Source organism: Sulfurimonas sp. NWX79 (assembly GCF_039667035.1).
GTDB lineage: Bacteria > Campylobacterota > Campylobacteria > Campylobacterales > Sulfurimonadaceae > Sulfurimonas > Sulfurimonas indica.
This window is the reverse complement of the sequence record NZ_JALCZL010000007.1, coordinates 62,854-89,673: the sequence shown is the minus strand read 5'-3', so window position 1 is coordinate 89,673 and position 26,820 is coordinate 62,854. Positions and strand designations below refer to the sequence as shown.

The 26,820-nt window shown below is 38.3% G+C and carries 25 protein-coding genes and 1 tRNA gene; 3 read left to right on the top strand and 23 right to left on the bottom strand.

Annotated elements, in window-relative coordinates:
- Positions 1-290 precede the first annotated feature (290 nt).
- The 4 genes from MNY27_RS04905 to MNY27_RS04890 all read right to left on the bottom strand — a co-directional run bounded on the left by MNY27_RS04905 (position 291) and on the right by MNY27_RS04890 (position 2,186).
- Positions 291-378, bottom strand: a tRNA-Ser gene (locus tag MNY27_RS04905).
- A gap of 31 nt (positions 379-409) precedes the next feature.
- Positions 410-973 (bottom strand): alpha-ribazole phosphatase family protein, encoded by a 564-nt coding sequence (gene cobC, locus MNY27_RS04900; RefSeq protein WP_152183156.1) that lies wholly within the window; start codon positions 971-973, stop codon positions 410-412.
- Positions 970-1,692 carry an adenosylcobinamide-GDP ribazoletransferase gene (locus MNY27_RS04895; protein ID WP_152183155.1) on the bottom strand — a complete coding sequence of 241 codons (723 nt, stop codon included), beginning with the start codon at positions 1,690-1,692 and terminating at the stop codon, positions 970-972. Before MNY27_RS04895 ends, cobC begins: the two co-directional genes overlap by 4 nt.
- Positions 1,689-2,186 (bottom strand): bifunctional adenosylcobinamide kinase/adenosylcobinamide-phosphate guanylyltransferase, encoded by a 498-nt coding sequence (locus MNY27_RS04890; protein WP_152183154.1) that lies wholly within the window; start codon positions 2,184-2,186, stop codon positions 1,689-1,691. Before MNY27_RS04890 ends, MNY27_RS04895 begins: the two co-directional genes overlap by 4 nt.
- 67 nt (positions 2,187-2,253) lie before the next feature.
- On the opposite strand from MNY27_RS04890, the gene MNY27_RS04885 reads away from it, so the two are divergent.
- Positions 2,254-4,194 (top strand): DUF1538 family protein, encoded by a 1,941-nt coding sequence (locus MNY27_RS04885; RefSeq protein WP_152183153.1) that lies wholly within the window; start codon positions 2,254-2,256, stop codon positions 4,192-4,194.
- A gap of 12 nt (positions 4,195-4,206) precedes the next feature.
- Here MNY27_RS04885 and MNY27_RS04880 read toward each other — a convergent pair whose 3' ends face one another.
- The 5 genes from MNY27_RS04880 to MNY27_RS04860 form a co-directional block, all read right to left on the bottom strand.
- Entirely contained in the window at positions 4,207-5,577 is a 1,371-nt protein-coding gene (locus tag MNY27_RS04880; RefSeq protein ID WP_188109416.1) for a chloride channel protein, read from the bottom strand.
- Between the two features lie 78 nt (positions 5,578-5,655).
- Complete coding sequence (locus MNY27_RS04875) at positions 5,656-7,098, bottom strand: potassium transporter TrkG (RefSeq protein ID WP_346391932.1); 1,443 nt, start codon at positions 7,096-7,098, stop codon at positions 5,656-5,658.
- A complete protein-coding gene (locus MNY27_RS04870) occupies positions 7,088-8,404 on the bottom strand; it encodes an NAD-binding protein (RefSeq protein ID WP_152183151.1) in 1,317 nt (438 codons plus the stop codon). Before MNY27_RS04870 ends, MNY27_RS04875 begins: the two co-directional genes overlap by 11 nt.
- Positions 8,405-8,409: 5 nt before the next feature.
- Positions 8,410-9,045 carry a DNA-binding protein gene (locus MNY27_RS04865; protein ID WP_346391931.1) on the bottom strand — a complete coding sequence of 212 codons (636 nt, stop codon included), beginning with the start codon at positions 9,043-9,045 and terminating at the stop codon, positions 8,410-8,412.
- An 11-nt stretch (positions 9,046-9,056) separates the two neighbouring features.
- Positions 9,057-9,554 carry a YajQ family cyclic di-GMP-binding protein gene (locus tag MNY27_RS04860; protein ID WP_152183149.1) on the bottom strand — a complete coding sequence of 166 codons (498 nt, stop codon included), beginning with the start codon at positions 9,552-9,554 and terminating at the stop codon, positions 9,057-9,059.
- A gap of 119 nt (positions 9,555-9,673) precedes the next feature.
- Here MNY27_RS04860 and MNY27_RS04855 point away from each other — a divergent pair, with 119 nt between their 5' ends.
- Positions 9,674-11,389, top strand: a complete 1,716-nt coding sequence (locus MNY27_RS04855; RefSeq protein ID WP_152183148.1) for a nitrite/sulfite reductase — start codon at positions 9,674-9,676, stop codon at positions 11,387-11,389.
- A 5-nt stretch (positions 11,390-11,394) separates the two neighbouring features.
- Here MNY27_RS04855 and MNY27_RS04850 read toward each other — a convergent pair whose 3' ends face one another.
- The 9 genes from MNY27_RS04850 to MNY27_RS04810 form a co-directional block, all read right to left on the bottom strand.
- Positions 11,395-12,111: a 2Fe-2S iron-sulfur cluster-binding protein gene (locus MNY27_RS04850; protein ID WP_346391930.1), complete on the bottom strand. Its 717-nt coding sequence runs from the start codon at positions 12,109-12,111 to the stop codon at positions 11,395-11,397.
- A 3-nt stretch (positions 12,112-12,114) separates the two neighbouring features.
- A complete protein-coding gene (locus tag MNY27_RS04845) occupies positions 12,115-13,623 on the bottom strand; it encodes an FAD-dependent oxidoreductase (RefSeq protein WP_152183146.1) in 1,509 nt (502 codons plus the stop codon).
- A 95-nt stretch (positions 13,624-13,718) separates the two neighbouring features.
- Positions 13,719-14,123, bottom strand: a complete 405-nt coding sequence (locus MNY27_RS04840; RefSeq protein ID WP_246153793.1) for a YqaA family protein — start codon at positions 14,121-14,123, stop codon at positions 13,719-13,721.
- A gap of 6 nt (positions 14,124-14,129) precedes the next feature.
- Entirely contained in the window at positions 14,130-15,053 is a 924-nt protein-coding gene (locus tag MNY27_RS04835) for a D-2-hydroxyacid dehydrogenase (protein WP_188109415.1), read from the bottom strand.
- A gap of 1 nt (position 15,054) precedes the next feature.
- A complete protein-coding gene (gene purT / locus MNY27_RS04830) occupies positions 15,055-16,218 on the bottom strand; it encodes a formate-dependent phosphoribosylglycinamide formyltransferase (RefSeq protein WP_152183144.1) in 1,164 nt (387 codons plus the stop codon).
- A gap of 54 nt (positions 16,219-16,272) precedes the next feature.
- A complete protein-coding gene (gene flgE / locus MNY27_RS04825) occupies positions 16,273-18,414 on the bottom strand; it encodes a flagellar hook protein FlgE (RefSeq protein WP_152183143.1) in 2,142 nt (713 codons plus the stop codon).
- 237 nt (positions 18,415-18,651) lie between these two features.
- Positions 18,652-19,923 carry a flagellar hook-basal body complex protein gene (locus tag MNY27_RS04820; protein WP_152183142.1) on the bottom strand — a complete coding sequence of 424 codons (1,272 nt, stop codon included), beginning with the start codon at positions 19,921-19,923 and terminating at the stop codon, positions 18,652-18,654.
- Positions 19,924-19,934: 11 nt separating this feature from the next.
- Positions 19,935-20,603 carry a FlgD immunoglobulin-like domain containing protein gene (locus MNY27_RS04815; RefSeq protein WP_152183141.1) on the bottom strand — a complete coding sequence of 223 codons (669 nt, stop codon included), beginning with the start codon at positions 20,601-20,603 and terminating at the stop codon, positions 19,935-19,937.
- A gap of 10 nt (positions 20,604-20,613) precedes the next feature.
- On the bottom strand, positions 20,614-22,107 hold the full coding sequence (locus tag MNY27_RS04810) for a flagellar hook-length control protein FliK (protein WP_346391929.1): 1,494 nt from the start codon (positions 22,105-22,107) through the stop codon (positions 20,614-20,616).
- A gap of 108 nt (positions 22,108-22,215) precedes the next feature.
- Between MNY27_RS04810 and MNY27_RS04805 the strand changes: the two genes are divergently transcribed.
- Entirely contained in the window at positions 22,216-22,434 is a 219-nt protein-coding gene (locus tag MNY27_RS04805; protein WP_152183139.1) for a hypothetical protein, read from the top strand.
- Between the two features lie 3 nt (positions 22,435-22,437).
- Here MNY27_RS04805 and MNY27_RS04800 read toward each other — a convergent pair whose 3' ends face one another.
- The 5 genes from MNY27_RS04800 to MNY27_RS04780 all read right to left on the bottom strand — a co-directional run bounded on the left by MNY27_RS04800 (position 22,438) and on the right by MNY27_RS04780 (position 26,819).
- On the bottom strand, positions 22,438-22,857 hold the full coding sequence (locus MNY27_RS04800; protein ID WP_152183138.1) for a hypothetical protein: 420 nt from the start codon (positions 22,855-22,857) through the stop codon (positions 22,438-22,440).
- Between the two features lie 118 nt (positions 22,858-22,975).
- Entirely contained in the window at positions 22,976-23,425 is a 450-nt protein-coding gene (locus tag MNY27_RS04795; protein ID WP_152183137.1) for a hypothetical protein, read from the bottom strand.
- A 15-nt stretch (positions 23,426-23,440) separates the two neighbouring features.
- Positions 23,441-25,108 carry a DNA primase gene (gene dnaG / locus MNY27_RS04790; RefSeq protein WP_152183136.1) on the bottom strand — a complete coding sequence of 556 codons (1,668 nt, stop codon included), beginning with the start codon at positions 25,106-25,108 and terminating at the stop codon, positions 23,441-23,443.
- A 36-nt stretch (positions 25,109-25,144) separates the two neighbouring features.
- Positions 25,145-26,194, bottom strand: a complete 1,050-nt coding sequence (locus tag MNY27_RS04785; protein WP_152183135.1) for a HAMP domain-containing sensor histidine kinase — start codon at positions 26,192-26,194, stop codon at positions 25,145-25,147.
- Positions 26,181-26,819 (bottom strand): response regulator transcription factor, encoded by a 639-nt coding sequence (locus MNY27_RS04780; RefSeq protein WP_152183134.1) that lies wholly within the window; start codon positions 26,817-26,819, stop codon positions 26,181-26,183. Before MNY27_RS04780 ends, MNY27_RS04785 begins: the two co-directional genes overlap by 14 nt.
- Between the last annotated feature and the right edge of the window lies 1 nt (position 26,820).

Below are 26,820 nucleotides of genomic sequence, written 5' to 3'. Positions count from 1 at the left end.
AGATTGACAATTTATACATATTTTAGAGCTTTTTTACAATCATTTGTAAATAAACCTTTGTTTACTCCCAATATACCATACTTTAAGAGGTGTTTTAAGCACCCGTTTTTTTAATTAAGTCCTTCTTCAAGAAAATTGCATTTATGATTTGAACTTAGGCAATAAAAAGGTAACAAATAGGTAACACTAAGAGTGTTTTAAAAGTATTATAACTGATTGTATATTATTATGCAAACACCTAAACATAGGCATATATGATTGTAAATTGATATAGATGATATGTAGTTCAGTGGTGGACAGCGTGGGATTCGAACCCACGGTAGGTTGCCCTACACCCGCGTTCCAGGCGAGCGCCTTCGACCACTCGGCCAGCTGTCCATTAAAGAAGAGTGACATTTTAGCTAAGCTTTTATTTAATAGTGCTAAAAGTCTGCTCTTTTGTATCAAAAACTATATAAGAAGAGTACGACACATCTATACAAAAAGCCTCTTCTAATGAAAGTTTTTGCACTATTGCGATTAAAACACGAATAACACCTGCATGTGTTATGACCAAGATGTTTTCCGCCTTATGTGAGGCTAGATACTCTAAAAAGAACTCTTTTACTCTTTTTATGTAAGCTTCATACGGTTCACCATCAAGGGCATCTATCCACTGTTCAAAATGTTCATACACTATCTCACCTTCAGCCATTATCTCATCAAAACTTTTTCCTTCATGTTTTCCCCATGATTTTTCCCGTAGTTTGTCAGTGTAGATTGCTTCTTTTGCTTGTTTGAATGGCTTGAGTGTCTCCTTTGCACGCAGAAGATCTGAGCAATAAACAAGGTCAAACTTTTCATCTTCAAATCGTTTTGCCAAAGCTTTTGCCTGTTCTTTGCCTCTGCGTGAGAGTCCTATATCAATATGTCCGTTATATCGCTTATGGTAAGCAACATCCACTTCACAGTGGCGAACAAGTATTATCCTCACGCAAGCCCCACTATGATCAGATTGAGTAAAAGAAGTTCCATTATCTCAATAGTAAATCCGTATATATCTCCTGTAAAACCATCATAACGTTTTATAAAAAATCGTTTGACAAGCAGCATGATAAACAGTGCTCCAACCAGTAAAGACCAACTATTATATAAAAAAACAAATAGTAAACTATACAGTATTGCTATAAAAACCTGTTTTGATTCCAACTCCTCTTTTGCCAGACTACTCATCCCACCCGAAACATAGGAATAAAAATAGATAAGTAATACAATCATCAGGCGAGGTAAAAGCAGTACCAATGGTAACAAAGTATAACTTTCCAAAGCCATAATAGATGATGCTTTCAAGATCAAAAATGTACCCCCAAAGAGCATACCCATGCCACCGTTATGAGGATCTTTCATCACTTCTAAAGCTTTCTCTCTTGGAACAAAAAGCCCATCAACAGTATCTGCAAAACCATCAAGATGCAGTGCACCGGTAAGTAGAACCCACAAAGCAAAGAGAATGACTCCCAGATGAAAATGCGGCACATATGGCTCTAAAAGAAGAGATGCCACGTAAAGAATGAAACCTAGAATCAAGCCGACTAAAGGGTAAAACATTACAGCATAACCGTTAATGCCTTTATAAAAATCGTGGACTTTGAAAAAAGGTAGAGTTGTCAGCATCGAGAGAGCCAGTGCAAAGCCTTTAAAAATTCTACTCATTTGATCCTCGTAGCAATTCCAGCTACAACATGATAGATCTCATCACATTCATTTGCAACAAGTTGTGCGATTTTGCCATTGGCATCGACAAAATCACGGGCCAGTTTGTTCTCAGGTATAACACCACAACTAACATCATTGATAACAAAGACAATATCTTTTTCTTGCATCATCACTTGATTTATCTCTGCTATCATATCTTCTACACTCTTTTCATGATAGAGCATGTTGTTGACCCAAATGCTTAAACACTCTACCAAAATAGGAGTTTTTTCATGTTTTTGTATCTCTTTTGCAAGTGCTAAAGCCTCTTCAACGGTAATGAATCTATCTTCACGTTGTACTTTATGCTGCTTAATTCTCTCTTGCATTTCATCATCGATAAACTCAGTAGTTGCAAGATAAAGAGGTTTTGTTTTTGAGAGTGTCTGAACATACTTTTCTGCATTAAGAGATTTTCCACTCTTAATTCCGCCTATAAATAAAACTTTCATCTCGTAAGTATAGCAATAAATACAGCAACTTTTGCTATTATTACAAAAAAATATATGAGGGTAATATTTGTTAAGTATTAAAACTTTTTTACAACTTTTAAAAGAGTCTTTTCGTGACCTTTTACCGATTGTACTTGTTATCATGTTTTTTCAGCTTGCCATTATTCAAAACATCCCTGATAATTGGCTAAGTACAGCAATAGGTCTGGCAATTGTAGGTGTTGGCCTCGCTCTTTTTTTACTAGGTCTTGAAATTGGAATCTTCCCTGTCGGTGAGGGACTTGCTAGTGAGTTTGCGCACAAAGAATCAACTTTTTGGATCATTGTTTTTGGTTTTATGATAGGCTTTGGTACTACTGTAGCTGAACCTGCTCTCATTGTCATCGCTCAAAAAGCAGCAAGTATCAGCTCCGAACGTATTGATGCAACTACACTGAGAATGGTGGTTGCTTTTTCAGTAGGCTTTGCCATTGTTTTAGGTGTTTGGCGTATCATTAAAGGACATCCCATCCACTACTATATTATCAGTGGATATATTCTGGTTGTAGCTGCAACTGCCTTTGCTCCCCAAGAGATTGTAGGACTTGCCTATGACCTTGGAGGTGTAACAACCTCAACAGTTACCGTTCCACTTGTTGCAGCTCTAGGAATAGGACTTGCATCTACTATCAAAGGAAGAAACCCTGTTTTAGATGGTTTTGGACTTATCGCTTTTGCATCTCTTACTCCTATGATTTTTGTACAGATTTACGGTATCGCCGTTTATGAGTTCTTTGAACCTTCTGCACATATAGAGCTACCCCTTGCTCCTCTTTCTGAAGCAGTTGCAGTAGACAATGCATATGCTTTTAATCTTAATTTTCTTGATATCCTCAAAGATCTCTTTGGTGTTGTGTTGGATGTTGCACCTATTCTTGCAGTCATTCTCTTTTTTCAGTACATTATCTTAAAAAAACCCTTAGAGAATTTAAAACAGGTAATCATTGGTTTTGCACTTGTTATCTTAGGGCTTGATGCATTCATCGTTGGTTTGGAGATGGGGCTCTTCTCTGTCGGTGAGATGATGGCGTATGAGCTCACGCAGTATGATAACAACATTATTATTTACTCTTTTGGTTTTCTTATCGGTTTTTCAACAACGATGGCAGAACCCTCCCTGACAGCTATTGCAAGAAAAGCAAAAGAGATCAGTGATGGTAAAATAAATGACTTTGTGCTACGCCTCTTTGTTGCTCTTGGTGTTGCCATTGGTATCTCTTTGGGAGCTTACAGAATCGTTGTAGGTGGTGAGATAGTCTATTACATTATGGCAGGGTATCTTTTTGTAATTGTACTTACATTCTTGGCACCAAAATACATCATTCCTATTGCTTATGACAGTGGAGGGGTTACGACCTCAACAGTAACTGTACCTCTTGTCGCTGCTATCGGGCTAGGTCTTGCTACAAATATTCCCGGGCGTGATCCACTAATTGACGGCTTTGGACTTATCGCTTTTGCTTCACTCTTTCCAATGCTTACAGTCATGCTCTATGGACTGATAACTGAAAAAATCGGTGTTAAAGGCGAACAAGAGAAAGAGCAGATGCATCTTAATGAACTGCGTCATGCACTTGAAGATGTACACAATATGAAGCTCTCAACAATCAATGTTGAAGGAACAAACAAGTCTCACTCTTATGATATGGCATTTTCTGCTGTACACGTTGTTGTACCAAAAGAGAAAACAGAAGAGGCACTTTTGGCTGCAAAAGAAGCGGGCGCGAGAGGTGTTACGATCATGGAAGCTCACGGTATGGGGCTTGCTGAAATGGACAACTTTTACCATCGCCTCCATGTAGAGGCTACAGACTCAAATCTGATGTTTATCACCAAAACAAAAAATGTTGATAGAATTATAAAAGCAATACTGACAGAACTTGACATTACAGGTGAAGGACAAGGACTCACTTTCGCTTATCCTGTATCACATATCAAAGGGCTACGTCTGAAAGTAAATGATATTTAAGAGATAAACAAGCTATTTTTTACGCTTTTTATGTAGTTTTCTTTTAAGCTTTTCTATTTTATTCATCTCATGTTCTTCCAGTGAGATGTTGATATTTTCAACCTCTTCACCGATTTTTACACTCAGCATCTCAGATTTTCGCATCGCTAAAATCTGTGAAGAGAAGATACTTCTGTGCCCTGAAATCAAAAAACTGATAACTGCTGCAAGCGCCGCATAATGTGCAATATCAATACCAAAAAGCTCTACGGCCATAATCGTTGAGGCAATTGGTGTGTTTGTCGTAGCCGCTACAACACTTACAAATCCAAGTGCTGCAAAAAGCGGAATATTCTCTGGCGATATAATAGAGCCAAAAAAGTTACCACTTGTTGCTCCGATGTAAAATATTGGTGTAATAACACCACCACTACCTCCTGCACCTAAAGAGAGAGACGTAAAGATGGTCTTAAGAACAAAAGTGTACCAGTGAATCTCTTGATATGCAGCAGGATTTTGACTGAGTGCATCTTCAATGGTCCCTAGACCAAGGCCTATATACTGTTCTCCAAAAAGCAGTGTAAGCCCAACAATCAAACTCCCTCCTACAAAAGCTTTGATGTACATGCTGACTTTTATCTTCTTGATAAAAGAGTGTGTATGTGCAATGGAAGTGATAACAATATCTGAAACAAAACCAAAAAATAGACCTGCAAAAACAACTTTTGCAATCAGCACAAGGTCAAGTGATACATCTTGAAAAAAGTGCAAATCATAATATGTGTACTCAATACCTAAAAACTGCGCTGTTGTAAAAGCAGCAAAACCGGCAATGAAGGATGGAAGCAGTACATCATACATAATTACACCGATAATAAGCACTTCTACACCAAAAATCGCTCCCGCAATAGGTGTACCAAAAACCGTTGCAAAACCGGCACTGATTCCACAGATAACCAGTTTTTTTCTATCTTGTTTTCGGAATTTCAAAAGATTGGAAAGTAGTGATGCCACTCCTGCACCTATTTGCGCACCCGGGCCCTCTTTACCGACAGAACCACCTGCAAAAATTGTTAAAACCGTTGTCAGGGTTTTTACAGGAATAACAGAAACATCAATTTTTCCATCTGCTTTATGCACAGCGGAGATGACCTTTTCTGTTCCATGTCCTTCAGCAGAGGGAGCAAATGTTTTTGTCAGCCAGACCGTTAAAATAAGTGCAAAGGGAAGCAGATAGTAAAAATCAAAAGGTAAAAGTGCACGTGAGCTTTCACTATGGGCTAAAATCTTCAAAAAAGCAGTAACCGTTGCACCGATAACCACCCCTACCATTGATGATAAAAACACCCATTTTGCAACACTGAAAAAGATAGCAGTCTGTTCTGTTATATGTTTGTGAATCATCTGTTTATCTGCTTGTTGAGAGATTTTTTATAATTATGACACAAATAGTAGAAATTATCTCTACTTATTTTAAGAGTTTTAAAATTTTTTCCAAAAAGCACTACTGAGTAGCACAAAAACAGTATAGCACTCCAGTCTTCCAACGATCATTGCAAAGGAGAAAAAAAGTTTGTCAAAATCACTAAAAAATGCAAAGTTATCTGATGGGCCGACAAGAGAAAAACCAGGTCCAACATTACCAACCAGAGCAAAAGCACCTGAGATTGCACTCATTGCATCATATCCTCGTGCATAAATGTAGATAGTTACAATCGCCACAGTCATCATAAAGAGTGTAAAAAAACCAAAAGTAGATGAAAGTATGCGCTCTTTTTGTTTTACACCATCAACAAAAACAGAGATGATGGTATTTGGGTGTAGGATACGTTTCATCTCTGATGAGAGTGTTTTAAAGATAATCACATGGCGAATAATTTTGATACCCCCTGCCGTTGAGCCTGCATTACCACCCATCAAAAGGCCTATAAAGATGATAGCAATAGCTAGATGGGACCATGAACCATAATCAATCGTAGCAAAACCCGTTGTTGTTATAACAGAGGCAATAGTAAAACTGGAGTGTTTGAGCGCATCATAAAATGTGTCTCTACTAATGTCAATATGAACAACTGTTAATGCCAAACTCAAAGCCAGAAAAATGAGAAAATACCATCGCACCTCTTCACTTCTATAGCCGGAAAGATCTTTGTGATACATCTTTAAATGCGCTAAAAAGTTGATACCCGATAGCATCATAAAAACTGTTGTCACCCAGACAATTCCATCATCTGTAAAATATCCTAGAGAGCTGTTCTTTGTTGAAAACCCACCTGTTGAAATAGTTGAAAAAGCATGGTTAATCGCATCAAACCAATCCATTCCAAAAAACTTTAAAAGTAGCATATCTGTTATAGTCAAAACAAAATAGACCACCCAAAGGCTGAGTGCCGTATCTTTAATCTTTGGTGTTAGTTTCTCAAGCTGCACACCTGTTGACTCTGCTTTAAAAAGGGAGAGACTTCCTGTCGGATTTATCACAGAGAGCAGTCCAACACCTAAGACAATCACACCAAGCCCGCCAAGCCAGTGCATCAAACTTCGATGAAACAAGATTATATGAGGCAGAGACTCGATGTCATTAAAAACCGTAGCACCTGTCGTTGTAAATCCACTTACAGCTTCAAAAAATGCAGAAGCCAGCGATACATCCGTATAGAGTACAAGAGGAATCGCTCCGGCAACTCCCAAAAGTATCCAGAGCAGGTTTACCACCAAGATGCTCTCTTTTATTTTGAGATTAAGTTCATGGTTTTTCAATAAAAGCCAAACAAACAGATTTATAACAAAAAAGAGTCCATCATAGAGTAAGAACTTCTCAAAATGCTCTTTATAAATCACTCCAACAGCAATATCAAGCAAAAAGATAACAGAAACAGTTATACCGATTAATGATAAAATCTTAAATATATTTTTATAGTTCATAAATCCACTGTTTTACTTTCGGGCTCTCTTTACTTGGAGAAAAAACTACTATCAAATCATTTTCCTGTAAAACAATCTTCTCATCAAAATGAAATACTTTTTCATCTCTTATGAAAAAGAGTCTTGAACTTTTCGTCGAGAGTGGTTTTATCCGTTTGCCTAAAAGTTTTGAGTCGGCAAAAATCTTTCGCATTAAAACAACAGCTTTTGCACCACAAAAACTTTTTTGAATGACAACACCTGTAGAGCTTATCTCCTCCATTATCTCATTATAGGCGCTTATCTTCGGTCCACGTACGACTATGATACCAAGCGAATGCATCAGATTATAGTACTCCATCTCATTGTTAATGGCCACGACTTTTTTTATACCACTCTCTTTTGCTTCAAGACATTTGATGATGTTATACTCGTCGTTATTGGTTGCAGCAACAAAGATATCGGCACTCTCCAGAGCCTCTTGCTCAAAAATATCATGCGAAGAGTATTTTGAGTTTATAATAGAAGCTTTTCCTTTGAGTATCTCATCAGCTTTCTCACAAAGCTCTAAATCTTTTTCAACAAGTTTAACATCCCGTCCACTCTCCAGTAACTCCTGTGAAATTGCAATACCAAGCTCCTCTCCTCCAAAAACGACACATCGCTGAATATTGTTCTTTGCATCCAGTTCCAGCTGACTACACAACGGTCGTATAACATCCTCTGGACCAAAAAAATAGACCAGATCATTTGGAAGAATCTCAATGCGCTCTTCTTGGGGAATAAAAAACTCTTTTTTTCTCTCAATACCTACTATTTTATACTGCTGCAAATCAAACACTTTTGGTATAAAATGAGCAGAGACCATAACTGATATAAGTTTATGTTCCGTATATTTAAAGAATTTTACATTATTTGCTTTTGGATATTCCAACAGCGATGCTATCGCTTGGGAAGCCAGAGCGATGGGAAAAATAAGTCTGTCAATATCAAGTCTGTTTTTTATCTTGCTTCCATCAAAAAACTCTTTTTGCAGACGAACAAATTTTCGCTTTATATTAAGAACCGTATCGGCAACCAAAACAGAGATAAGATTGACATTGTCCAGGTTTGTTACAGCAATGAAAAGATCTATGTTCTTATCTGTAAAACTCTCATATGTTTTTGCATCTTCCACATCTCCACCATGCGGCATGATATCAAGACTCTCTTGAATACGGTGCAGTGCTTCTGAATTTTTATCTATAATGGTTACATTATGACCAATACTAAGTGTTTTCGCCAGATTAAAGCCAACTTTCCCAGCTCCGGCAATAATAATATTCATTTACTTTACTTCACTAAATCACTATAATCATATTTGGCAGTGTCAAGATAGTATTTTGAACCTATTTTTATGACTCTTTCATCACTATCTGCATTTTCTTTAAATCTTTTTTTGATTTTTTTCATCTTTTTCTCTGATAAACCAGATTTTTTTAGATATTTTTTTAGAGAAATCACATTACTCTCTATCTCTTCTTCGATTTCTACCATCTCAGCTTCAAAGGTCTCCTCATTTTCCTCTAACGGAGCACCAAGCATAAATTTCGAAGATATTGTTTGGAGAATATTTTTAAGTTGTTCATCTTTTTCTTTATAAATACGTTCTATTTTTTTACGCTCTTCAATAAGCATCTGCTCTTTTTGGTCACGCAGCGTTCTTGTCTCATTTTCAAGTACCTCTACCCGTTCCTGAAGTTTTGCATTTTGTGCTTCAAGCAGTTTATAGTAACGCTCATCATTAGAAGCACTTTTTGTTGCTCTTTTTGCAACTGGTTTTTTTATAGTTTTTGTCTCATCAACAAAGACCATTTTGGCATCATTTTCCATCACACTCTGCAAGGAACCACGTCTTATACGATTATGTACCGCCTCTTTGGATACACCAAAAAACTCAGCTGCCTCTGCTACACTCATCTTTTTCATCTGTTTGCCTTTTATCTCATATTTTCAAAAACAATAGGTGCTTCCCAGTCACCCTCACGCACCATCTTCATCACTTTTTGCAAGTCATCGAGTTTTGCACCTTTGACACGGATATGATCTCCCTCTATCTGGGCATTGACTTTTAACTTCATCTTTTTAATGTCCGCTACTATTTTTTTAGCCTCTTTGGACTCTATATAATCCACCACTTTAAAGGTCGCTTTTCGTGTTCCCCCGCTTGCATCTTCAACACGCAACTCATCAAGTACTTTAGAAGAGAGGCCCTGTTTTAAAAGTTTTGTGATGACAATGTCTTTAATCGCATCAAGTTTGTTATCAGAAGATGCCACTAACACTAAAATATTCTCTTTCTCTTTGTAAGTAATCTCGTATGTTGTCCCTTTAAAATCATAACGGTTAGAGATTTCTCTCTCAACCAAATTGATTGCATTTTTAAAAAGCTGCATATCTATTTTTGCGCTGATATCAAATGAATGCTCTTTTGCCATAACGAACCTTTTTTTTGTTTTAATTATAGCACAGTTTGTTAGTGGAAAAAAATCTTGACCTATATCAAGAATTTTCAGGATTTTTTTGTTAGTATTATCGCAATTATTATGGAGTTTTTATGTCTGAAGATTTAGAGAAAAAGTTAAACAAACGTGAGCAGTACAAAGCACGACTAAAACCGTATGACTATTACGTCAATGAGTTTGAGACTATTGATTTTGAGTCACTTGGGGAGGGAGACAGATACTATCTTCAAGACTTCGGTATCTTTAATATCGACTTCCTGGAAGATGAGTTTACCATCCGACTTCGTAATGGTAATGGTGGTCATTTCAGTACAAATGCTTTTAAATTTTTAGCGGACTTGATTGAAGAGTATGATCTTACTTTGGTTATTACAGCCCGTGCAGGCTTTCAACTCCATGATGTCTATGCTGATGATGTAGCAGAGATTTGGCACAAACTCAACGATAACGGCCTTACGACATGGCAGAGTTTTGGTGACAACATCAGAAATATTGTCACCGATGTCTATGACGGTGTCAGCAGATACGGGCATATTGAAGTACATCCAATCATTAAAGCAATGAATGATTACATCATTCAAAATCCAAAATATGTCGGAATGCTTCCTCGTCGTGTAAGTATCGGCATCTCTGGAAACTCCGCAAATGTAAACTCCTTTTTTGCAAATGATCTCTACTTTGCACTAGCCTTTAAAGATGGTGACTATGGATTTAATGTTTATATGGGTGGGAAAAATACTGAAATTGCTCAGGATGCCAATATCTTCTTGCGTGAGGATGAAGTACTGGACTTTTTCAAAGCATTTGTAGAGACGTTTTACACGCACGGCTCACGATTTTCCCGTTCAAAAACACGCCTTTTCTATATGATCGAAGAGATAGGGCTTGAAAAACTCAAAGAGCTCATCGAGTCTGTTTATAACAAAAAATTTGTTAGTGCAGGGGAATTACAGCTTGAACATGTGGACTTTGAAGAGTTTGAAGAGCTACCTGATGGGACTTTTGCTTTTTGTTATCAAAGTGATTTTGGACGCCTAAGTCCAAAAGAGATGCGTGACATCAGTGACTTTGTAACGCAAATAGATGGTGAAATTCGAGTAGGTATTGACCAGAATATCTACATCTTAGGATTACAAAACAAAGAAGTCCCTTTCAACTCACCGGCACTCAGTTCAACTATCGTTGCCTGTGCCGGCAACCTCTGTCCTTATGCTGTTTGGAGCATCAAAGATGAGGCACACGACTACCTTCCATTGGAGAAAATCTATACTAACCGTATCAAAATCGGTTTTTCTGGCTGTGCAAAAGGGTGTGGAAGACATCGTCATACCGACATAGGACTCATTGGTCTTAAAACAAACAACTTTGGAGATACCGATGGTGGAGCACGTGTCTTTATCGGTGCGGAACATGATAACGGACAAAGCGTGGCAAGACAACTCTTTTCAATGGTACCCTATGTGCATCTCAAAGAGACGATAACACTTGTTATTAGTCTATTTGAGCAAAGCGGTTACCAAAACTTTCAACTCTATGCACACCATATCCTAAACAGATATTCAGAAGATTTTCTCGCACTCTGGCACCTCTATAATCTTAAAAATAATACAGCACTCACACTACAAAAACAAAAAGAGATACTCCCACAAGAGGAAGAATTAAATCTTCTGCGTGAGAACTTTAGTGATTTTGAGTTAGTGGAAGATGATATGAAAAAAACAGTAAGTCATCTTGCAAAAGAGTTATGGACAGTAGCAGGAAAAGATCCCCACTACAAACCACCTATAGAGAGAACGAACTTTCGATAGAGCTCCTAGAAACTAGGAGTTCCATCAAAACCAAAACCGCTATCAAATCCTCCGCCAAAACTTCCGAAGTTTGGATCCATATAACCATACTGTGAAGATTTTGCTCGAAGTTTTTCAATATCGGCTTTACTTGATATTCCCTGTGGACAAACAACTGTACACTCATTACATAAAGTACAATCCCAGACACCATTTGTCTGAATAGTATCGATTTTTTCTTTAGGCTCTGCCTCACGCTTGTCACTTACAACCTTCCAGACACGTGTCAGTGCAAACGGTCCTAAAAACTCTTCATTGACTGCATAGACAGGACAAGCTGAATAGCACGAAGCACATAAGATACAATCACTCTGTGTTTCATTTATCTTCTCATCTTCATGTGTCTGCTTGGCTTGGGAGTTATACTCACTTATCCATGCTTTGGCTCGTGCATTTGTCTCGTAAGCTTTGTCTAGACTCACAACCAAGTCACGAATAACAGGAACATTTTTAAGTGGTTCTATCTTGTCACCCTCTTGTACTTTGTAAGAACATGCCAAAACCTCTTTTTCATTGACACGAACCCCGCAGGAACCACAAACACTACTGCGACAACCACTGCTGTAAGCAAGGGAACTGTCTACTTCACTTTTAATGTGATTTAACATCTCAAGCAGTGTTACATCTTGCATATCTACATCATACTCGATAAAGTCAAACTCTCTTTTTATGCTTATCTTCATACTCTACTCCTGCTCCATCGTATGTGCACCGACACTCTCTTTGCGTGAGAGTGCTGATTTGATGACAACTTCTGCCACATCTAACATATTTCGAAATTCCAAAAATTCTGCAAGATCTGTATTATATCTTAGTGAGTTGTCTTTTGCACCCATTAGTGGCAGTTTTTTCTTTGTCTCTTCTATAAACGCCTCTGCCTCACGCAACTCACTCTCACGTCTAACAATTCCTACTTTGTTATAAAGCAGGTCGCCCATCATCTGGCGTAGAACATAAAAATCTATCTCTTTAGTAAACTCCTGTTCTAAAAAATCATCTTTTGGTGAAGCTGCCACGTGAGACTCCATTGTCTTTGCTCTTTTTGCAGCATTTTTTCCAGCCTCTTTTCCAAAAACAGCAATCTCTAGAAGTGAATTTCCTCCCAATCGATTTGCTCCGTGGACTCTGTGGTTAGAACACTCACCACAGGCAAAAAGTCCTTCTAAATTTGTTTGTGAATTGTTATCAACCTCTATACCACCCATAGTATAGTGAGCAACAGGTTTAATGGGAATGAGATCATATACAGGATCTACATTTTCATACAGTTTTGCGAGTTTTCTCTCTTGCGGCAAACCCTCATCAATGAACTGCTCTCCAAGATGGCGAATATCCAAAAAGATCTCTTCGCCCTTTTTTATCTCCGCATCAATTGCACGACTCACTTCATCACGCGGTGCTAACTCATTAGTAAAACGCTCACCTTTAGAGTTGAGAATATAGCCACCTTCCCCTCGAGCTGATTCACTGATAAGAATAGAAGAGTTTTTGAGTCCTGTTGGATGAAACTGTACAAACTCCATATGTAGTAGTTTTGCTCCCGCTCGTTTTGCAACAGCTATGCCATCACCCGTTGCTTTTGTTGAGTTTGTAGAGTTTTTACCATAGATGCGTGAGTATCCACCTGTTGCCAAGATGACTGACTTTGCAAAATAGCGCTCTTTTTGCCCGCTTCGAAGATCAAGCATCAAGGCACCACACACCATGTCATTCTCATCTTTCAAAAGCTCTAAAAGTATCTTCTCATTTTTTATCTCAATATCTAAAGAGAGTGCTTTGTCATAGAGTGTATGCAAAATTTTTAGACCTGTATAGTCCTGTGCATAACAGGACCTAGCTGCTGATGCACCACCAAGTCGTCTTTGTGCGATTTTTGCATCCTCACTGCGAGAAAAACAGACACCAATACTATCAAGCCATGCAACCGTTGCCGGTGCTTCAGAACACATATACCGCACCGTCTCCTCGTTAGCTAGTCCATGAGCAGATTTTAAAGTATTTTGAATATGTGCCTCTATGCTGTCTTCTTCAACATTTCCAAGTGCTGCATTAATGCCACCCTGTGCCATACAGGTCTGACTTCGAGTTGGATACTCTTTAGTAAGTACTACAACATCCACGTCCTCTTCTTTTGCCGCTATCGCAGCTGTAAGCCCTGCACCACCTGCACCGATTATCAGTACGTCTGTTTTCATCTCCACGCTCCTAACGCTTTTTATCTTTTTACATTTTTATGAGATGACTTTTGGAGGCTCGTGAGCCAAGGAGAATTTGTCCTCTAAAAGTTATCTTATAAAAATGTTGCCAGAAGATAATATCTCCCTATTCTTAAAAGCCCTGCTATTATAACAAACCAAACAAACTTTAGCCTAACAAGTCCAGCAACTATTGTTAATGGATCACCAATGATGGGAAGCCAGGAAGCAAAAAGAGTAATATAGCCATACTTATGTCCCCAAAGAAAAGCACGTTTGCCAATTTTAGAGCCAAAAAGTTTGCGTTTTGTCTTCTCATAGAGAAAATACCCCAGATAGTAGTTAAAAACAATGGCTAAAATATTACCACTTGATGCTGCAAGCATTGCGTGAGAGAGAGGCATTCCACTTTTAAGTGCTGTCATAAAAGCTACTTCAGAAGAAAAAGGTAGGATTGTTGCTGCTACAAATGCAGAGAAAAAGAGAGCCAATTCTGCCATAAAAGGCTACAGACTCTCTTGTATATTTTGACAGACTGAGGCAATAAGTTTCTCACGCGCCTCAATACTCGTCCATGCAATGTGTGGTGTAAGATAGAGTCGATCAGGATTTTTCACAGCCAAAAGTGGACTCTCTTGTGGCAGTGGCTCTTTTTCAAAGACATCCAGACCAAAATAAAGCTCACGCTCATCAACTAACTCAGCTACCGCCTTCTCATCAATAATACCGCCACGACCAAGATTAAGTACAACAGCACCCTCTTTTAAATGTTGCAATTTATCATAATTGAGAAGATTTTTTGTCTTCTCATTGAGCGGTGCATGAATAGAGATAATATCACTGCTCTCTAAAAGTCTGTGCAGTACCACCTGCTCAAACTCATCGGAACTGTTACGTCCACTTGTTGAGTAATAGATGACATTGGCACCAAAAGCACGGGCTATACGAGCAACCTCACGCCCGATAGCACCAAGGCCTATAATACCCCAGGTTTTGCCTTTGACTTCATAAAAAGGATGACTAACATCAGTAAAAACTCCACTGCGCGAGTACTCTTTGGATTTGACTACCTCATCATAATAGCGTGAGTGCCCTATTAGATAAAAAAGCATTGAGAAAGTATGCTGTACTACTGAATCTGTTGAGTATCCAGCTACATTTTTCACCTCAATCCCAAGCTCTTTGGCAGCCTCCAAATCAACATTGTTCATTCCTGTAGCTGCCACACAAATGAGTTTCAGTGAAGGAGTATTTTGCATATGCTCTTTTGTAATAACGACCTTGTTCGTGACGACCACATCCATATCTTTGATACGTACTTCTGTTAAAGAAGGCTCTGTAGAAGCAAAAGTATAGACCTCACCAAAGCTCTCAAAACAGCTTAAATCTGTACCACCAAATGTTATGGCATCTAAAAGAACAATCTTCACTTTAAGAATCTTTTACTTTTGTAATAAGCTCACGTGCTTTCTCTAACGCTGCTTCTACCTTGTCAAATACAAGAGCAACTGCTAAACGGCGACCTTTATGTGCCTCTGGTTTTCCAAAGACTCGAACATATGAGTTCTCACTAAAGAGAGAATCATCAACATCCACTACCGGTGCATAGTTATGTGCCTCTGATTTAAATGCAGCCGATGCACCATCACCATAAAACGTAAAGCCTAAAGGAAGACCAAGGACAGCTCTTAAATGCAATGCAAACTCACTTTGTGACTGCGTGATAAGTGTCACCATCCCAGTATCATGTGGACGAGGGCTTACTTCTGAGAAATAAACTTCATCTCCTTTGATAAATAGTTCAACACCAAAAAGCCCCTGTCCACCAAGACCATCCGTAATAGCCTTTGCAATCTCTTGAGATTTTTGTTTTGCTACTTCACTCATCTGCATCGGTTGCCATGAAAATACATAGTCTCCATCACGCTGTTCATGTCCTATCGGCTCACAGAAAACCGTCTCTTTACCATTACGAGCCGTAAGCATTGTAATCTCATAATCAAAATCAACAAATGCTTCAACGATAAGCTCGCTTGCATCCCCACGTGCCTCTTTTGCCTCTTCCCATGAAGCGTCAATATCATCTTCACTACGAGCTACTGATTGCCCATGCCCAGAAGAGCTCATAACAGGTTTAATCACACATGGAAAACCAAGCTCACGCGCAGCCTCCAGCAGTCCCTCTTTTGTTGTGACAAACTTATAAGGACCCGTTTTTAGTCCCAATGTCTCCGCTGCAAAAGTACGAATGTTTTTTCTATTCATCGTTTTACTAACAGCGTTAGCATTTGGGATAACATTGTAGCCCTTGTCTTCTGCTTCAAAAAGAGCATCAATGCTGATAGCCTCAATCTCCGGGAGAATATAATCAGGCTTTTCACGGTAGATGACTTCTAAAAGAGCATCTTTGTTTTGCATATCGACAACATGACTTCTGTGTGCTACTTGATGTGCAGGAGCATTTTCATACTTGTCTACAGCAATAGTCTCAAGACCAAGTCGCTGTGCTTCGATAATAACTTCTTTTCCTAGCTCACCAGAGCCGAGTAACATGATTTTTTTGGAGTTTGATTTAAGAGGAGCTGCAAATCTCATGGATATAATTCCTTACGTTTTTATTGTAGGAATTATATCAAAATAGGATTAAATTTACTGTTTTAATCCAATGAGTGTCTGTAAAAGTTGGTCAGATGTTGTAATCGTTTTACCATTTGCCTGGAAACCACGCTGAATGATAATAAGCTGCGTAAGTGCACGTGAGAGGTCAACATTTGATGCCTCTAACGCCGCAGACTGAATAAATCCACGTCCTGCAGTTGCAGCTGTACCGATGATAGGATCCCCAGAGTTGGCAGTTTGATTGTACACATTGCCACCCTCCGTTGAGAGTCCTTCATTATTTGTAAATTTTGCCATAGCGATTTGTGCTAGACCAAATGAACGACCATTTGAAAATGATCCAACCAAAGTACCAGACTGATCGATTCTAATACCAACCAGATCACCACCTGTGTAACCATCTTGAGATATTCCGGAAGTCGCTGAGCGACTATCAAATGATGTCATACCATCAAATTTATTTGCCGTACCAAAAGAGAGGCTTACCTGCTGGTCTGGTGCTGAGCCGTTATTCCCTGAAAAAGAGATATTTGGCGGATTATATGTTGCAAGTGAACCATCATTGTTAAATCTAACGGAACCTGTCTTTTCATTTGTTGGTGCTACTGTATCAATCGTTGCAGGAGCAGGAACAGAGATTTTCATATTCCATGTACTTCCTGTTGAAGTATCAACTGCAACTTTTCTGAACTCCATTCTCAGTGTATGTTTCGAACCAAGTGAATCATAAATATCAATGGAGCTTGAATGTGTAGCTGCATTAAAACTTTGTGAAAATGCTTTTCCTGTAGTACCTGCTGGTAAAACAGAATTCAGTGCCTGCATATTTCTTGTAAAGCGTGTATTTTCTGTCACACCTGCTGCTGTTAATCCTGTAATATTTAGTGCAATATCATAATCATCATCGGCACCACCCGGGTTAATAATCTCGAATTTTCCCTGCTCATTGATACTGATTTGAATATTACTCTCTGGAGTGACACCATCTCCATCTGCATCAACTGCCTGTGCTTCTTGCTCCATTGCATAACGAAGGTCTGCCAGTGTTGTAAATTTTTTATCAGAGCCTGCTGCTGTTACTGCTGCATTTGGATCATATTGATATCTGTATGCTGTTGTTACTGTAGATGTTGGCACTCCACTGTTACCATTGTTATCTGTAAAACGGATATTATGTGATGCTGCTGCATTCGAGTTTGTATTGACAAGATCAATATAGTAATTTGGCCCTGCTGTTACACGAACACTTGCTGAAACACCAGTAATCGCACTTTGTGCATTAATCGCAGCTACATATCTATTTGCATTATCTGCTGCAGTATTTCCTGCCGCACCACCAGATGTTGTAATCTGTTGTGTTGTACCGTCATCCAAAGTAAATGTAACATCTAACTCTCCGGCACCACCCGCAACTGCTACCGTTCCATTGAGTGTTGTATTTATAAATGAAGCCCAGATTCCTTGATCTTTTTGTAAAGCAAAAGCTTCCCCAACTTCATTGAACATCACACCTACATCACCAGACTCTATCGGATTTCCATTTTCATCAAGTGCTGGTGGTGTTGGTGCTGCTGGTGGTGGTCCACTTGGAACTTGGTATGCTGGTGAAAAACTTTCAACCAATGCACCAGAGTTCAAGTTTGCTTTAAGCACAACTTCAGTTGTTGGAGATGCTGGTGTTGTCAGTCCTGGTGGAATATTGATATCTGTAATTGGAGCTGTTGAATCAACCTTTCCAGTCACCGGATCACGCAGCCAACCCTGAGCAATAAAGCCGTTGTTATCAACGAAGTTTCCACCTGCATCAAATTTAAAATCCCCTGCACGTGTATATTTATATGTATTCCCACCATCTGGAGAGATAATAAAGAAACCATCACCCTGAATAGCCATATCTGTATTTTTATCGGAATTTTGAACGGAACCTTGAGAGAAGATACGGGTCATTGAAGAAACCGTTGAACCAAGCCCAACTTGAACAGGGTTTTTACCGCCAAGCTGACCTTGAGGTGCAGTAGCTATCGCTTTAGTCTGTGCTAAAAGATCAGAAAAATTTGCACGTGAGTATTTAAAACCTATCGTATTTACATTTGCAATGTTATTTGATTCTACATCCATCGCAACTTGATGAGACTGTAGTCCGGAAACACCGGAAAAAAGTGATTTTAACATAAGAAATCCTTTACCTCTGCTCGTGTTAAGCAGATAATTAGTAAAGAATTAAAGCATAAACTGTTCCAGTTTTAACCTAAATTATACAATAGAGATTTCTAAAATTTGACTATGCTTGTGCATAAGGGATGTTTAGTGAAAATTTTAAGCCACCCTATTGGTGGTGTAAATTTTTAATGAATGTGCATTATGTGCAATGATGGTTAAAGTTTTTAATTTCTTATTGCATAATTTGGGTTAAGCATCCATATTGAGAGCTTTTTGAATCATCTCATCTGCCGTTGTTACAGATTTTGAGTTGGCATCATAAGCACGTTGTAAGATGATAAGCTCAGTAAGTCCTGCACTCATCTCAACATTTGAACCTTCTAATTTAAAGTTTGTAATCTCAGTACCGATGATATTTTGTCCTGTTGCATCTTTAAAAAAGAGTGCTTGGCCACTGTTTGAACTCTCTGCAAAACGTGTCCCGGTAATTCGTTCAAGACCCTGGTCATTTTGAAAATGAAACACTGCAATTCTACCAACGCTGCTCTGTCGACCATTGGTAAATGTAGCAATAACTTCCCCATTTTTATTGATAGAGTAACCTCGCAGATCTCCACCAATCGTTCCATCGGCTACACTTGAACCCGATACTACAGGAATATCAATAGAGACAATACCATCATAGCCACTTCCCAAGTCAATTGCTACTGGTGTTCCATTGTTATCGATAGTTGTTAGGCTTGAAGAAACAAGCGCACCACTCTCATCAAAAGCAACCTGACCTGTCTGTGTATCATATGTTGTCTGTCCATCTAGTGATTTTACAGTTGCAACAACGTCCCACTGTGTTCCAGGAGGTGTTTGCACAGCAGAACGAGTAAATGTCAACTTTAACTCATTGCGTTCATTTTGCCTATCAATAACACTCGCACCTACCGTAATGACTTCATATCCTTCTTTTCCAACGCCAAGATTAGCTATAAATTTCGCTTCTGTTGTAGGTTCAGGTGGATATGTAAGTGTTTTTGGAAAACGGAGTTTCTCTTGAGCATTAATATCACCAAGTGGAACTTCTGCAAGAGTTTGGGTTAGGATATTGTCTGCACTGATATTACCGCCCATTGTTCCAAGAACATAGTAACCATCATTTGTGACCAGATCATCATTTGCATCAAAAGTAAAATCACCTGCTCGTGTATAAAGCGGTGCTCCATCTTGCTGAATACCAAACCAGCCATCTCCCATAATAGCCAAATCTGTACTTCTGTCTGAAAGTGTTAAAGAACCTTGATCTAGAGACATAGAAGTCGTTTGCATCTGTACACCGACTCCCACACTGTTACTCTGAAAAAGATTACTTGATGCACTTGCCAAACTATCTTCAAAAAGTGCTGAGTATTCAGCATTGTAAGCACGAAAGCCCGGTGTAGAGATATTTGCAAGATTGTCTGAGACGACATCAATACCGTTAGAGTATACCTTTAAACCTGATATACCCGTATAAAAAGCTTGTGTCATCATAGCAAAACTCCTTAATAAATCTCTGTAATATTCTCTAAAGGAACATAAGAGGAACCAAGTTTCAAAAGTGTTGTTCCACTGTCAAAACGAACTGATTCAATAGGGTATGTACCTACTCTTGTTGTTTGTGCAACATTATTCGCATCGGTATATGATGCGCTTGCGTAGTATATACCACCTTCTACTTTCGCATCTGTATTGTCTGTTCCATCCCACGTGAATTGGTAAACGCCAGATGGATTTGTACCTACTTCAATAGTTTTGATAATATTTCCATTGACATCAGTAATCTCAACATTTCCTTGTGTTACATCAGAAGGAAAAAACATCTCAAATGTTGAGCTGCTACCCTCATCAATCGATATAGCATTACTTCCAAGATCAGCTGTTTTTCCAATGGCTGAAATTGTTGAAAAGTCATTAGACGCAGACAACGAAGCCGCTAAATCTTCTAGAGCCTGGTTTGTTTTATCTGTCGCTTCTAAAGATGCAAGCTGTGAAGTTTGCGTCAAGATCTGTTCTGTATCTGTTGGTTCAGTTGGGTCTTGATATTGCAACTCAACTAAAAGCAGTGTCATAAAATCATCATTACTTAAACTTGTTTTATCTGCTACAACATCTGCTGAAGTTGCATAATCACCATACACGGCTTGGTCTAATCCTACTGCATTAATTGCCATAATTTATCCTTTATGCGTAGTGTGGAACTACAATTTCTAAAGAGCTTAAAACTTCTTCATTTGTCTCTTCATTTTCAAAATAGTTGTACTCATTTTGAGCATGTTCTCTATTTTGTTGTTGCTGCTGTGATGCAGCCTGATCTTGCCCTTGGGAGTTATTACTAAAGTTTAAGGAAGCATTATTTATTCCATTGTTTTGTAACTGCATTTTCAAATCATTTGCATTCATGGCCAAAGTATTGATGGCAGCGTTGTTTGAAGAGAGATTGACATGAATATTTTTTCCACGTTGGACCACAGTTACCTCTATCTCGCCAAGTTGCTGCGGATTTAACTGTACTTTTACTCTTGTAAATGGAGCTTTATAATTTTCTATCGCCTGTTTAACATCAGATGAGAGATACTTTATCATCTGCTTTGCTTCATTAAGCTTGAGCTCAAAACTGTCTGCTTTAGCAACATTCAACCCATCAACTTTTGAAGCAGCTTTCTCATCATCATTTACTGTTTCTGGTTTTAAAAGTGCCTCTAAAGATTTTTGCACTTCACTTTTAGCACTAGGGGCAATGACTTTGGCACTGTTGCGTGAAAAATCACTCGTTAAAACAGATCCCTCTTTTTTTGCAACTTTTTCACCCTGTAATAGCTGTTTGAGTGTATCATCTGCACGTTTTTTTGGTGTTTGCACCTCAGTTGGATTACTGTTTACTGCTTTGGCATGGACAATCTGTTCTGTAGAGATTGTTGTACGCTTTTGTACTTTAAACAGTAGTGGTGAGTTCACATCTTTTAAGGCATTTTTTTGCTCTGACTTTAACTGCTCCTCTGTTCTTGCATTATCATTCTCTGCATTTATTCTGTTTTGCGCAGTTTTTTTACTGTTTTTTGCTTTTATATCAATTGCAACATCAGCATCTATATTATGACTCTCTTGTTTACTCGAACGTGTCTCTTTTTTAATTGTATCTAAATCAACTACTTCATTATCTGTATCAAGCATTGCAGACGTACTGTTTTTCACTGATGAACGTACTTCATCCAGAGTAATTTTTGATACATCAATACCCAGTTTTTTTGCAACTTGAGCCAAACCCTTTAATGTTTTTGGCAGCATATCAATCTCTGCTCGTTTAAAGCCTTCCAAAGAGAGAATTTGATCTTTGAGATATGCTTTTGCATCTTTTATCAGCTGTTTGAGATCTTGCGATGAGAGCGATGATTTTACCTCAGGATTTATTTCCAAAAGTTCTAAATCTTCAATATTACTGCCTTTTTCTAAAAGTGAAAGCAGAACATCACCTTTGGAACCTTTGAGTGGCAGTTTGTCTTCTTCGTCATTCAGAGATAAAACAAGTGCTCCATTTTGTACAAGTTCATCACTCTCTTTAATACCTTTCAAAAGAGCAGAAAAAGAGAGACTCCCCTCACTTTTCTCACCTTTTGGCTCAACAATGATTCCTGTTGCAGAAGCGGATGTTTCTTGCGTGAGATCAAATGCTATCATGCTCTGCTCCTTTAAAGTTTTTCCAAAATAATTAGCAGTTTTTATAAAGAAATAGCATAAATCGTTCCATTTCATAAATAATTCGTCTATAATACCGATATGTTGTTTATGAAAAAAGTACTCTTCTTACTCTTGCCATCACTACTGTTTTGTGAAAAGATTTATGAAACAAAACTCTCAGTGGAGAATCGTGCAGCTATGGAAAATGAGAAGATAAAATGTCGATGGGTATGTGATAAGAAGATATACAAAGAGCAGAAGATAGCTGAGGCTATCTCTTTTTATAAGAAATCAAAATATTATAAGTTTGATACGAAAAAATTTTAAGTTTTAATAGTCTCGCGTAAATCTGTCCAGACAATGCAGGTCTCTTTTGAAAAATGTACTTACACTGTCCTGCATTCCTTCCATTAACTCTTTTGGTGTCTCTCCGTCAGCAGGGTAAGAGAGTAAAAAGGCATTAAGGTATTTTGCAAAGAACTCGTCAAACATCTTCTTCACTATCTCTGCACCATATTTGTCTGTATATGGCAGTACAAAAAAATAATCTCCCTCTAAATTAACAATAGAATCTGATGTACGGAGCGTTGACTCCAGAGAGGTTTTGATTATCTCTTCATCAATTCCAGAGAAATCACAATACAAGAGAGTAAAACTTTCAGCCCGATTTTCATCAAGTCTGTCTGAAATACCTATATTTAAATGCAGAAGCTGCTCAAAGTTGTCAAAAGAAAAATGAATACCTGCCATAAATCAACCTTTTAAAAATTGCATTGATATCAGTATAACAAAAATCTATAAAATTATATAAACTTTCCCACACCAAACAAAGCAGTGCTAAGAAAGCTGTAACTTTTTAGAGGTGCCCTTAAGCCATTATACTACGAATCATAATTGCATAATGCAATACAAACAGATTAACAAAAAAGATAAAGAGTGATGATCCACGTGAGAGAAGATTTTGTAATTTGGTCCGCTTTTTGTTATTTGTCCGATACGCAACATAAAAGTGAAGAACTGTTGCAATTATCAAAGAGAACACTAACCAGAGTTTCATCTTTAAGAGCTCCGTGACTCTGCTTGTATCATTGTTCCAAAGCAGATCCCACAAGCCATCACTCTGAATCATCAAAGTACCACTTACTAACAAAATAAAAAGTGAGACAAGCTCAAAATACCCAAAGATTGGTCCCACATGAGGATAAACCTCACGCTGTTTTTGTTTATCTGTCAGCGTAACACCCAAAACAAACATAAATATCGAGCCTCCTATCCAAGCAATTGCTGCCAGGAGGTGAAAATGTATCAAATAACTCATTTTTTTGCTTTCATCTTAATCATTAAAACCTACTAATTCGCCACGTTTTAATTTGCCTATCTTATCTCGGTATTTTCGAATATAAAAGGCTTTTTCCTCAAAAGAGATGTTTGTAGCAAAATTTATTTTTTTCAGCTCTCGCTCATAATATTTCATCAAAAAAGTAATCAGTTCCGCATTAAGAGCATCCTCATCTTTAAGAGCAGTTATTGCCTCATCTATTAAAATCTCCATTAACTCCGGTGCATCTTTTTTCCCAGCAAGTGCCAAAGAGAACTCTCTTGCATGAAACTGCAGTAGTGAAGGGTCGATAACATCTAAGATATGATCGATAAACTGAGGATGTTCCAACACAGTTTTAATGAGGGAGAGCTCCCACATATCTCTGTGTCTGTTGTTTTGCACTAAAGGTGCATTTTGCATATCTCTTTGATTTGTATTGAGCCGAATAAGCGATGGTGAAACACCCAATCCACCAAGACGTGAAGCAAGGTAAGTTTTATACTCCTCTTGTAAAATCGGGGAGAGTGTTTTTAAATATGCCACACCCTCTTGCATACAGGCTTCTTTTGCTTTGGGATCACGCAGATTAAACAAAGAGAGTATCTCATCAATAACAAACTCAATAAAAGGCTTGGCATTTCGGAACATATTGCTCAGCTCTTCAACTCGTCCCTCTTTTACCATATCAGCAGGGTCAAGTCCACCATCAAAAACAACTACTCCACCGTTAAAACCAGAAGCAGAAAGTAGTTTCGAAGCTTTGAGTGCAGCAGCACGTCCTGCCTTATCTCCATCATAAGCCATAATAACACGAGGCGTGCCTTTGCGAAGCAGTGGCAGGTGCTCTTGCGTGAGAGCAGTCCCAAGAGTTGCAACTGCATTGTCAAAACCGGCCTGATGCAGCATAATCACATCAAGATATCCCTCTGTAATGATAATCTCCTGCCTTTTATAAAGTGCTTGTTTTGCCAAGTTATATGCATACAAAAGTCGTGACTTATTAAAAAGAGGCGTCTCGGGAGAATTGACATACTTGGCCTGATGCCCTGTTATCGTACGTCCACCAAAACCGACAACCGTACCATTTGCAGAGTAAATTGGAAAAGTAATACGTTCGATAAAACGAGCATAGGTTTGATTGCGTGAGGGTTCATATCCAACTACACCTACATCAATTGCTTCTTTTATAGGAAATTGCTGAGCTTTTATGAAGTTAAGTGTCTCATGAGAAGCCGGCGCGTAGCCTATACCAAACTTCTCTATACTACTCTCATAAATCCCACGCTCACGCAAATAACTCATCGCAGTCTGGTTACGTGAGAGCAGAGACTGGTACCATTCATTGAGTTTTTCTATAACTTTTGTACGTGGTTTGTTATGTTTGTTATCAGTATATGTCAGTGTGAAGTTATAGGTAGCTGCAAGTTTTTCAAGTGCTTCAGGGTAGTTAAGTTTCTCATACTCCATCACAAACTTAACAGCATCACCACCCGCTCCACATCCAAAACAGTGAAATATCTGCTTTTGCGGACTGACTACAAAAGAGGGGGACTTTTCATCATGAAAAGGGCAAGGAGCCTTAAAGTTTCCACCTGCTTTTTTCAACTCAATATAAGAGCCAACAACATCAACAATATCAAGTCGTGCCTTGAGGGCTTCTATGGAGTCTTGTGAAATCATAAGTAGGATTATAAGATAATGGTTGTTAAAAAACGGTTATCTTTTTAAAATATTATGCAAATTGAGCCTCAGCAGACTTCCACGGCCTAGTTCACTCTCTAAGGCAATAGTAATCCCCAACTCATCACACAGTTTTTTTACGATATGCAGACCTATACCAATGCCACGCTCCTGCTCTTTATAAAAACGTTCAAAGACCCTTTTTGGATTTTTAATCCCTTTTCCTGTATCTTTAATTATCAATTGTTCATTCTCAAAGCGAATGTATACTTTTCCATCTTGTATGTTATATTTGCCAGCATTTGAGAGAAGATTGTCAACTATGCGACTCAGCGCATCTCTATTTGTCTCAACACGAATCTGTGGTACTTCACTCATAAATTTCACATCTTTATAGTTGAACTCAAGCAGTTCTACCCTCTCTTGTATAAACTCACTCAAATCAAAAGACTCTTTCTGACTTTCATGAGCATGGAGATAGGCTCGTAGATTTGACTGTAGGTTTAAGATATTTTGTACAGCATTTTGTACTCTTTTTATCTTGGTATTTTCTCCCAACTCTTCTACCAACATTGAGGTATTGAGACGCAGAGTGGAGAGTGGTGTATTAAAATCATGCAAGATATCTTTTATAAACTCTTCTGTGAGATGCAGCGCATTTCGAAGTGGAGAGAGTGTGTAAACAGAAAACACAAAAGAGAGCAACGCAATAACAGCAAGCACTAATAAGAACTCCACAACAAAACTTTTACGCAAGTTTGCAACTTGTTTATCATATGCACTCTTTTGCAAGTAAATTTTCAAATAATTTTTTTGGGAACCAGGCAGTGTAAAGTAGGAGCTGAGTTCGTTGTTCTTTTTATAGAGCTTATAGAGTTCTTGACTTTTTTTTGGAACAAAATCTATACCGAACTCTGTACAGCGCAGATCAAAAGAGCAGATTCGCATCTTGGAAAATATCTGTTCATCCAGGGTTTGGAGCTCTTTTTGGTAGTTGATAACAAAGAGTGCGCCCACAAGCAATGATTGCGAGATGAAAAAGAGTAAAAAACTCTTAAGAAGAGACTCTTTCTCAACTTTTTTCAAGAATATACCCCACACCCCGAACATTTTTTATCGGTAAATTTGTTATATGTTTGAACTTGTTGAGTGCAACTCGAAGTGCCGTATCAGAAGGATGTACCAGACAATCCATCAAAATGGACTTATCTAAAACATTCCCGATGTTATTCATAAAAATCTCACACAGGCACTCTTGTACTTCTCCAAGCGAAACAATTTTTCCATCAATGAAGAGCTCTTTTTTATCCGGTTTATAACGAAGATTTTTATACTCTATATCTTTGTTTGTTTGAGAGAGTTTTGCCTTTACACGGATAAGAAGCTCTTCTGGGAAAAAAGGTTTTTTTATGTAGTCATCAGCACCGACTTCAAAACCTTTTGCAATGGTGTTTAAATCTATCAAAGCACTGATAAAGATTGTAGGCGTTGTATCATTAGCCTCACGTAGGCTTTCTAAAAGCTCTATTCCTGAGAGATTAGGAACATTAATGTCAAAAACATACAGATCATACTTGTTATCATAAGAGGCATCCATGGCATCATTTCCGGTATGAACCATATCAACACCATAACCATTTGACACTAAAAGTTCTTGTAGTGTCTCTGCCAACTCATAATCATCTTCAAGTAGAAGTATCTGTTTTTGCATT

Bases quoted from the DNA above. Each gene is read 5' to 3' on its own strand.
- MNY27_RS04795 (WP_152183137.1), bottom strand. From the start codon at position 23,425: ATGAGTTATTTGATACATTTTCACCTCCTGGCAGCAATTGCTTGGATA.
- MNY27_RS04870 (WP_152183151.1), bottom strand. From the start codon at position 8,404: ATGAATATTATTATTGCCGGAGCTGGGAAAGTTGGCTTTAATCTGGCG.
- MNY27_RS04860 (WP_152183149.1), bottom strand. From the start codon at position 9,554: ATGGCAAAAGAGCATTCATTTGATATCAGCGCAAAAATAGATATGCAG.
- MNY27_RS04875 (WP_346391932.1), bottom strand. From the start codon at position 7,098: ATGAACTATAAAAATATATTTAAGATTTTATCATTAATCGGTATAACT.
- MNY27_RS04820 (WP_152183142.1), bottom strand. From the start codon at position 19,923: ATGATGACACAAGCTTTTTATACGGGTATATCAGGTTTAAAGGTATAC.
- MNY27_RS04815 (WP_152183141.1), bottom strand. From the start codon at position 20,603: ATGGCAATTAATGCAGTAGGATTAGACCAAGCCGTGTATGGTGATTAT.
- MNY27_RS04840 (WP_246153793.1), bottom strand. From the start codon at position 14,123: ATGGCAGAATTGGCTCTCTTTTTCTCTGCATTTGTAGCAGCAACAATC.
- MNY27_RS04865 (WP_346391931.1), bottom strand. From the start codon at position 9,045: ATGAAAAAGATGAGTGTAGCAGAGGCAGCTGAGTTTTTTGGTGTATCC.
- MNY27_RS04805 (WP_152183139.1), top strand. From the start codon at position 22,216: ATGAAAAAAGTACTCTTCTTACTCTTGCCATCACTACTGTTTTGTGAA.
- purT (WP_152183144.1), bottom strand. From the start codon at position 16,218: ATGAGATTTGCAGCTCCTCTTAAATCAAACTCCAAAAAAATCATGTTA.
- MNY27_RS04890 (WP_152183154.1), bottom strand. From the start codon at position 2,186: ATGAAAGTTTTATTTATAGGCGGAATTAAGAGTGGAAAATCTCTTAAT.
- MNY27_RS04880 (WP_188109416.1), bottom strand. From the start codon at position 5,577: ATGATTCACAAACATATAACAGAACAGACTGCTATCTTTTTCAGTGTT.
- MNY27_RS04895 (WP_152183155.1), bottom strand. From the start codon at position 1,692: ATGAGTAGAATTTTTAAAGGCTTTGCACTGGCTCTCTCGATGCTGACA.
- MNY27_RS04845 (WP_152183146.1), bottom strand. From the start codon at position 13,623: ATGAAAACAGACGTACTGATAATCGGTGCAGGTGGTGCAGGGCTTACA.
- flgE (WP_152183143.1), bottom strand. From the start codon at position 18,414: ATGTTAAAATCACTTTTTTCCGGTGTTTCCGGACTACAGTCTCATCAA.
- MNY27_RS04850 (WP_346391930.1), bottom strand. From the start codon at position 12,111: ATGAAGATAAGCATAAAAAGAGAGTTTGACTTTATCGAGTATGATGTA.
- MNY27_RS04780 (WP_152183134.1), bottom strand. From the start codon at position 26,819: ATGCAAAAACAGATACTTCTACTTGAAGATGATTATGAGTTGGCAGAG.
- dnaG (WP_152183136.1), bottom strand. From the start codon at position 25,108: ATGATTTCACAAGACTCCATAGAAGCCCTCAAGGCACGACTTGATATT.
- MNY27_RS04810 (WP_346391929.1), bottom strand. From the start codon at position 22,107: ATGATAGCATTTGATCTCACGCAAGAAACATCCGCTTCTGCAACAGGA.
- MNY27_RS04855 (WP_152183148.1), top strand. From the start codon at position 9,674: ATGTCTGAAGATTTAGAGAAAAAGTTAAACAAACGTGAGCAGTACAAA.
- MNY27_RS04800 (WP_152183138.1), bottom strand. From the start codon at position 22,857: ATGGCAGGTATTCATTTTTCTTTTGACAACTTTGAGCAGCTTCTGCAT.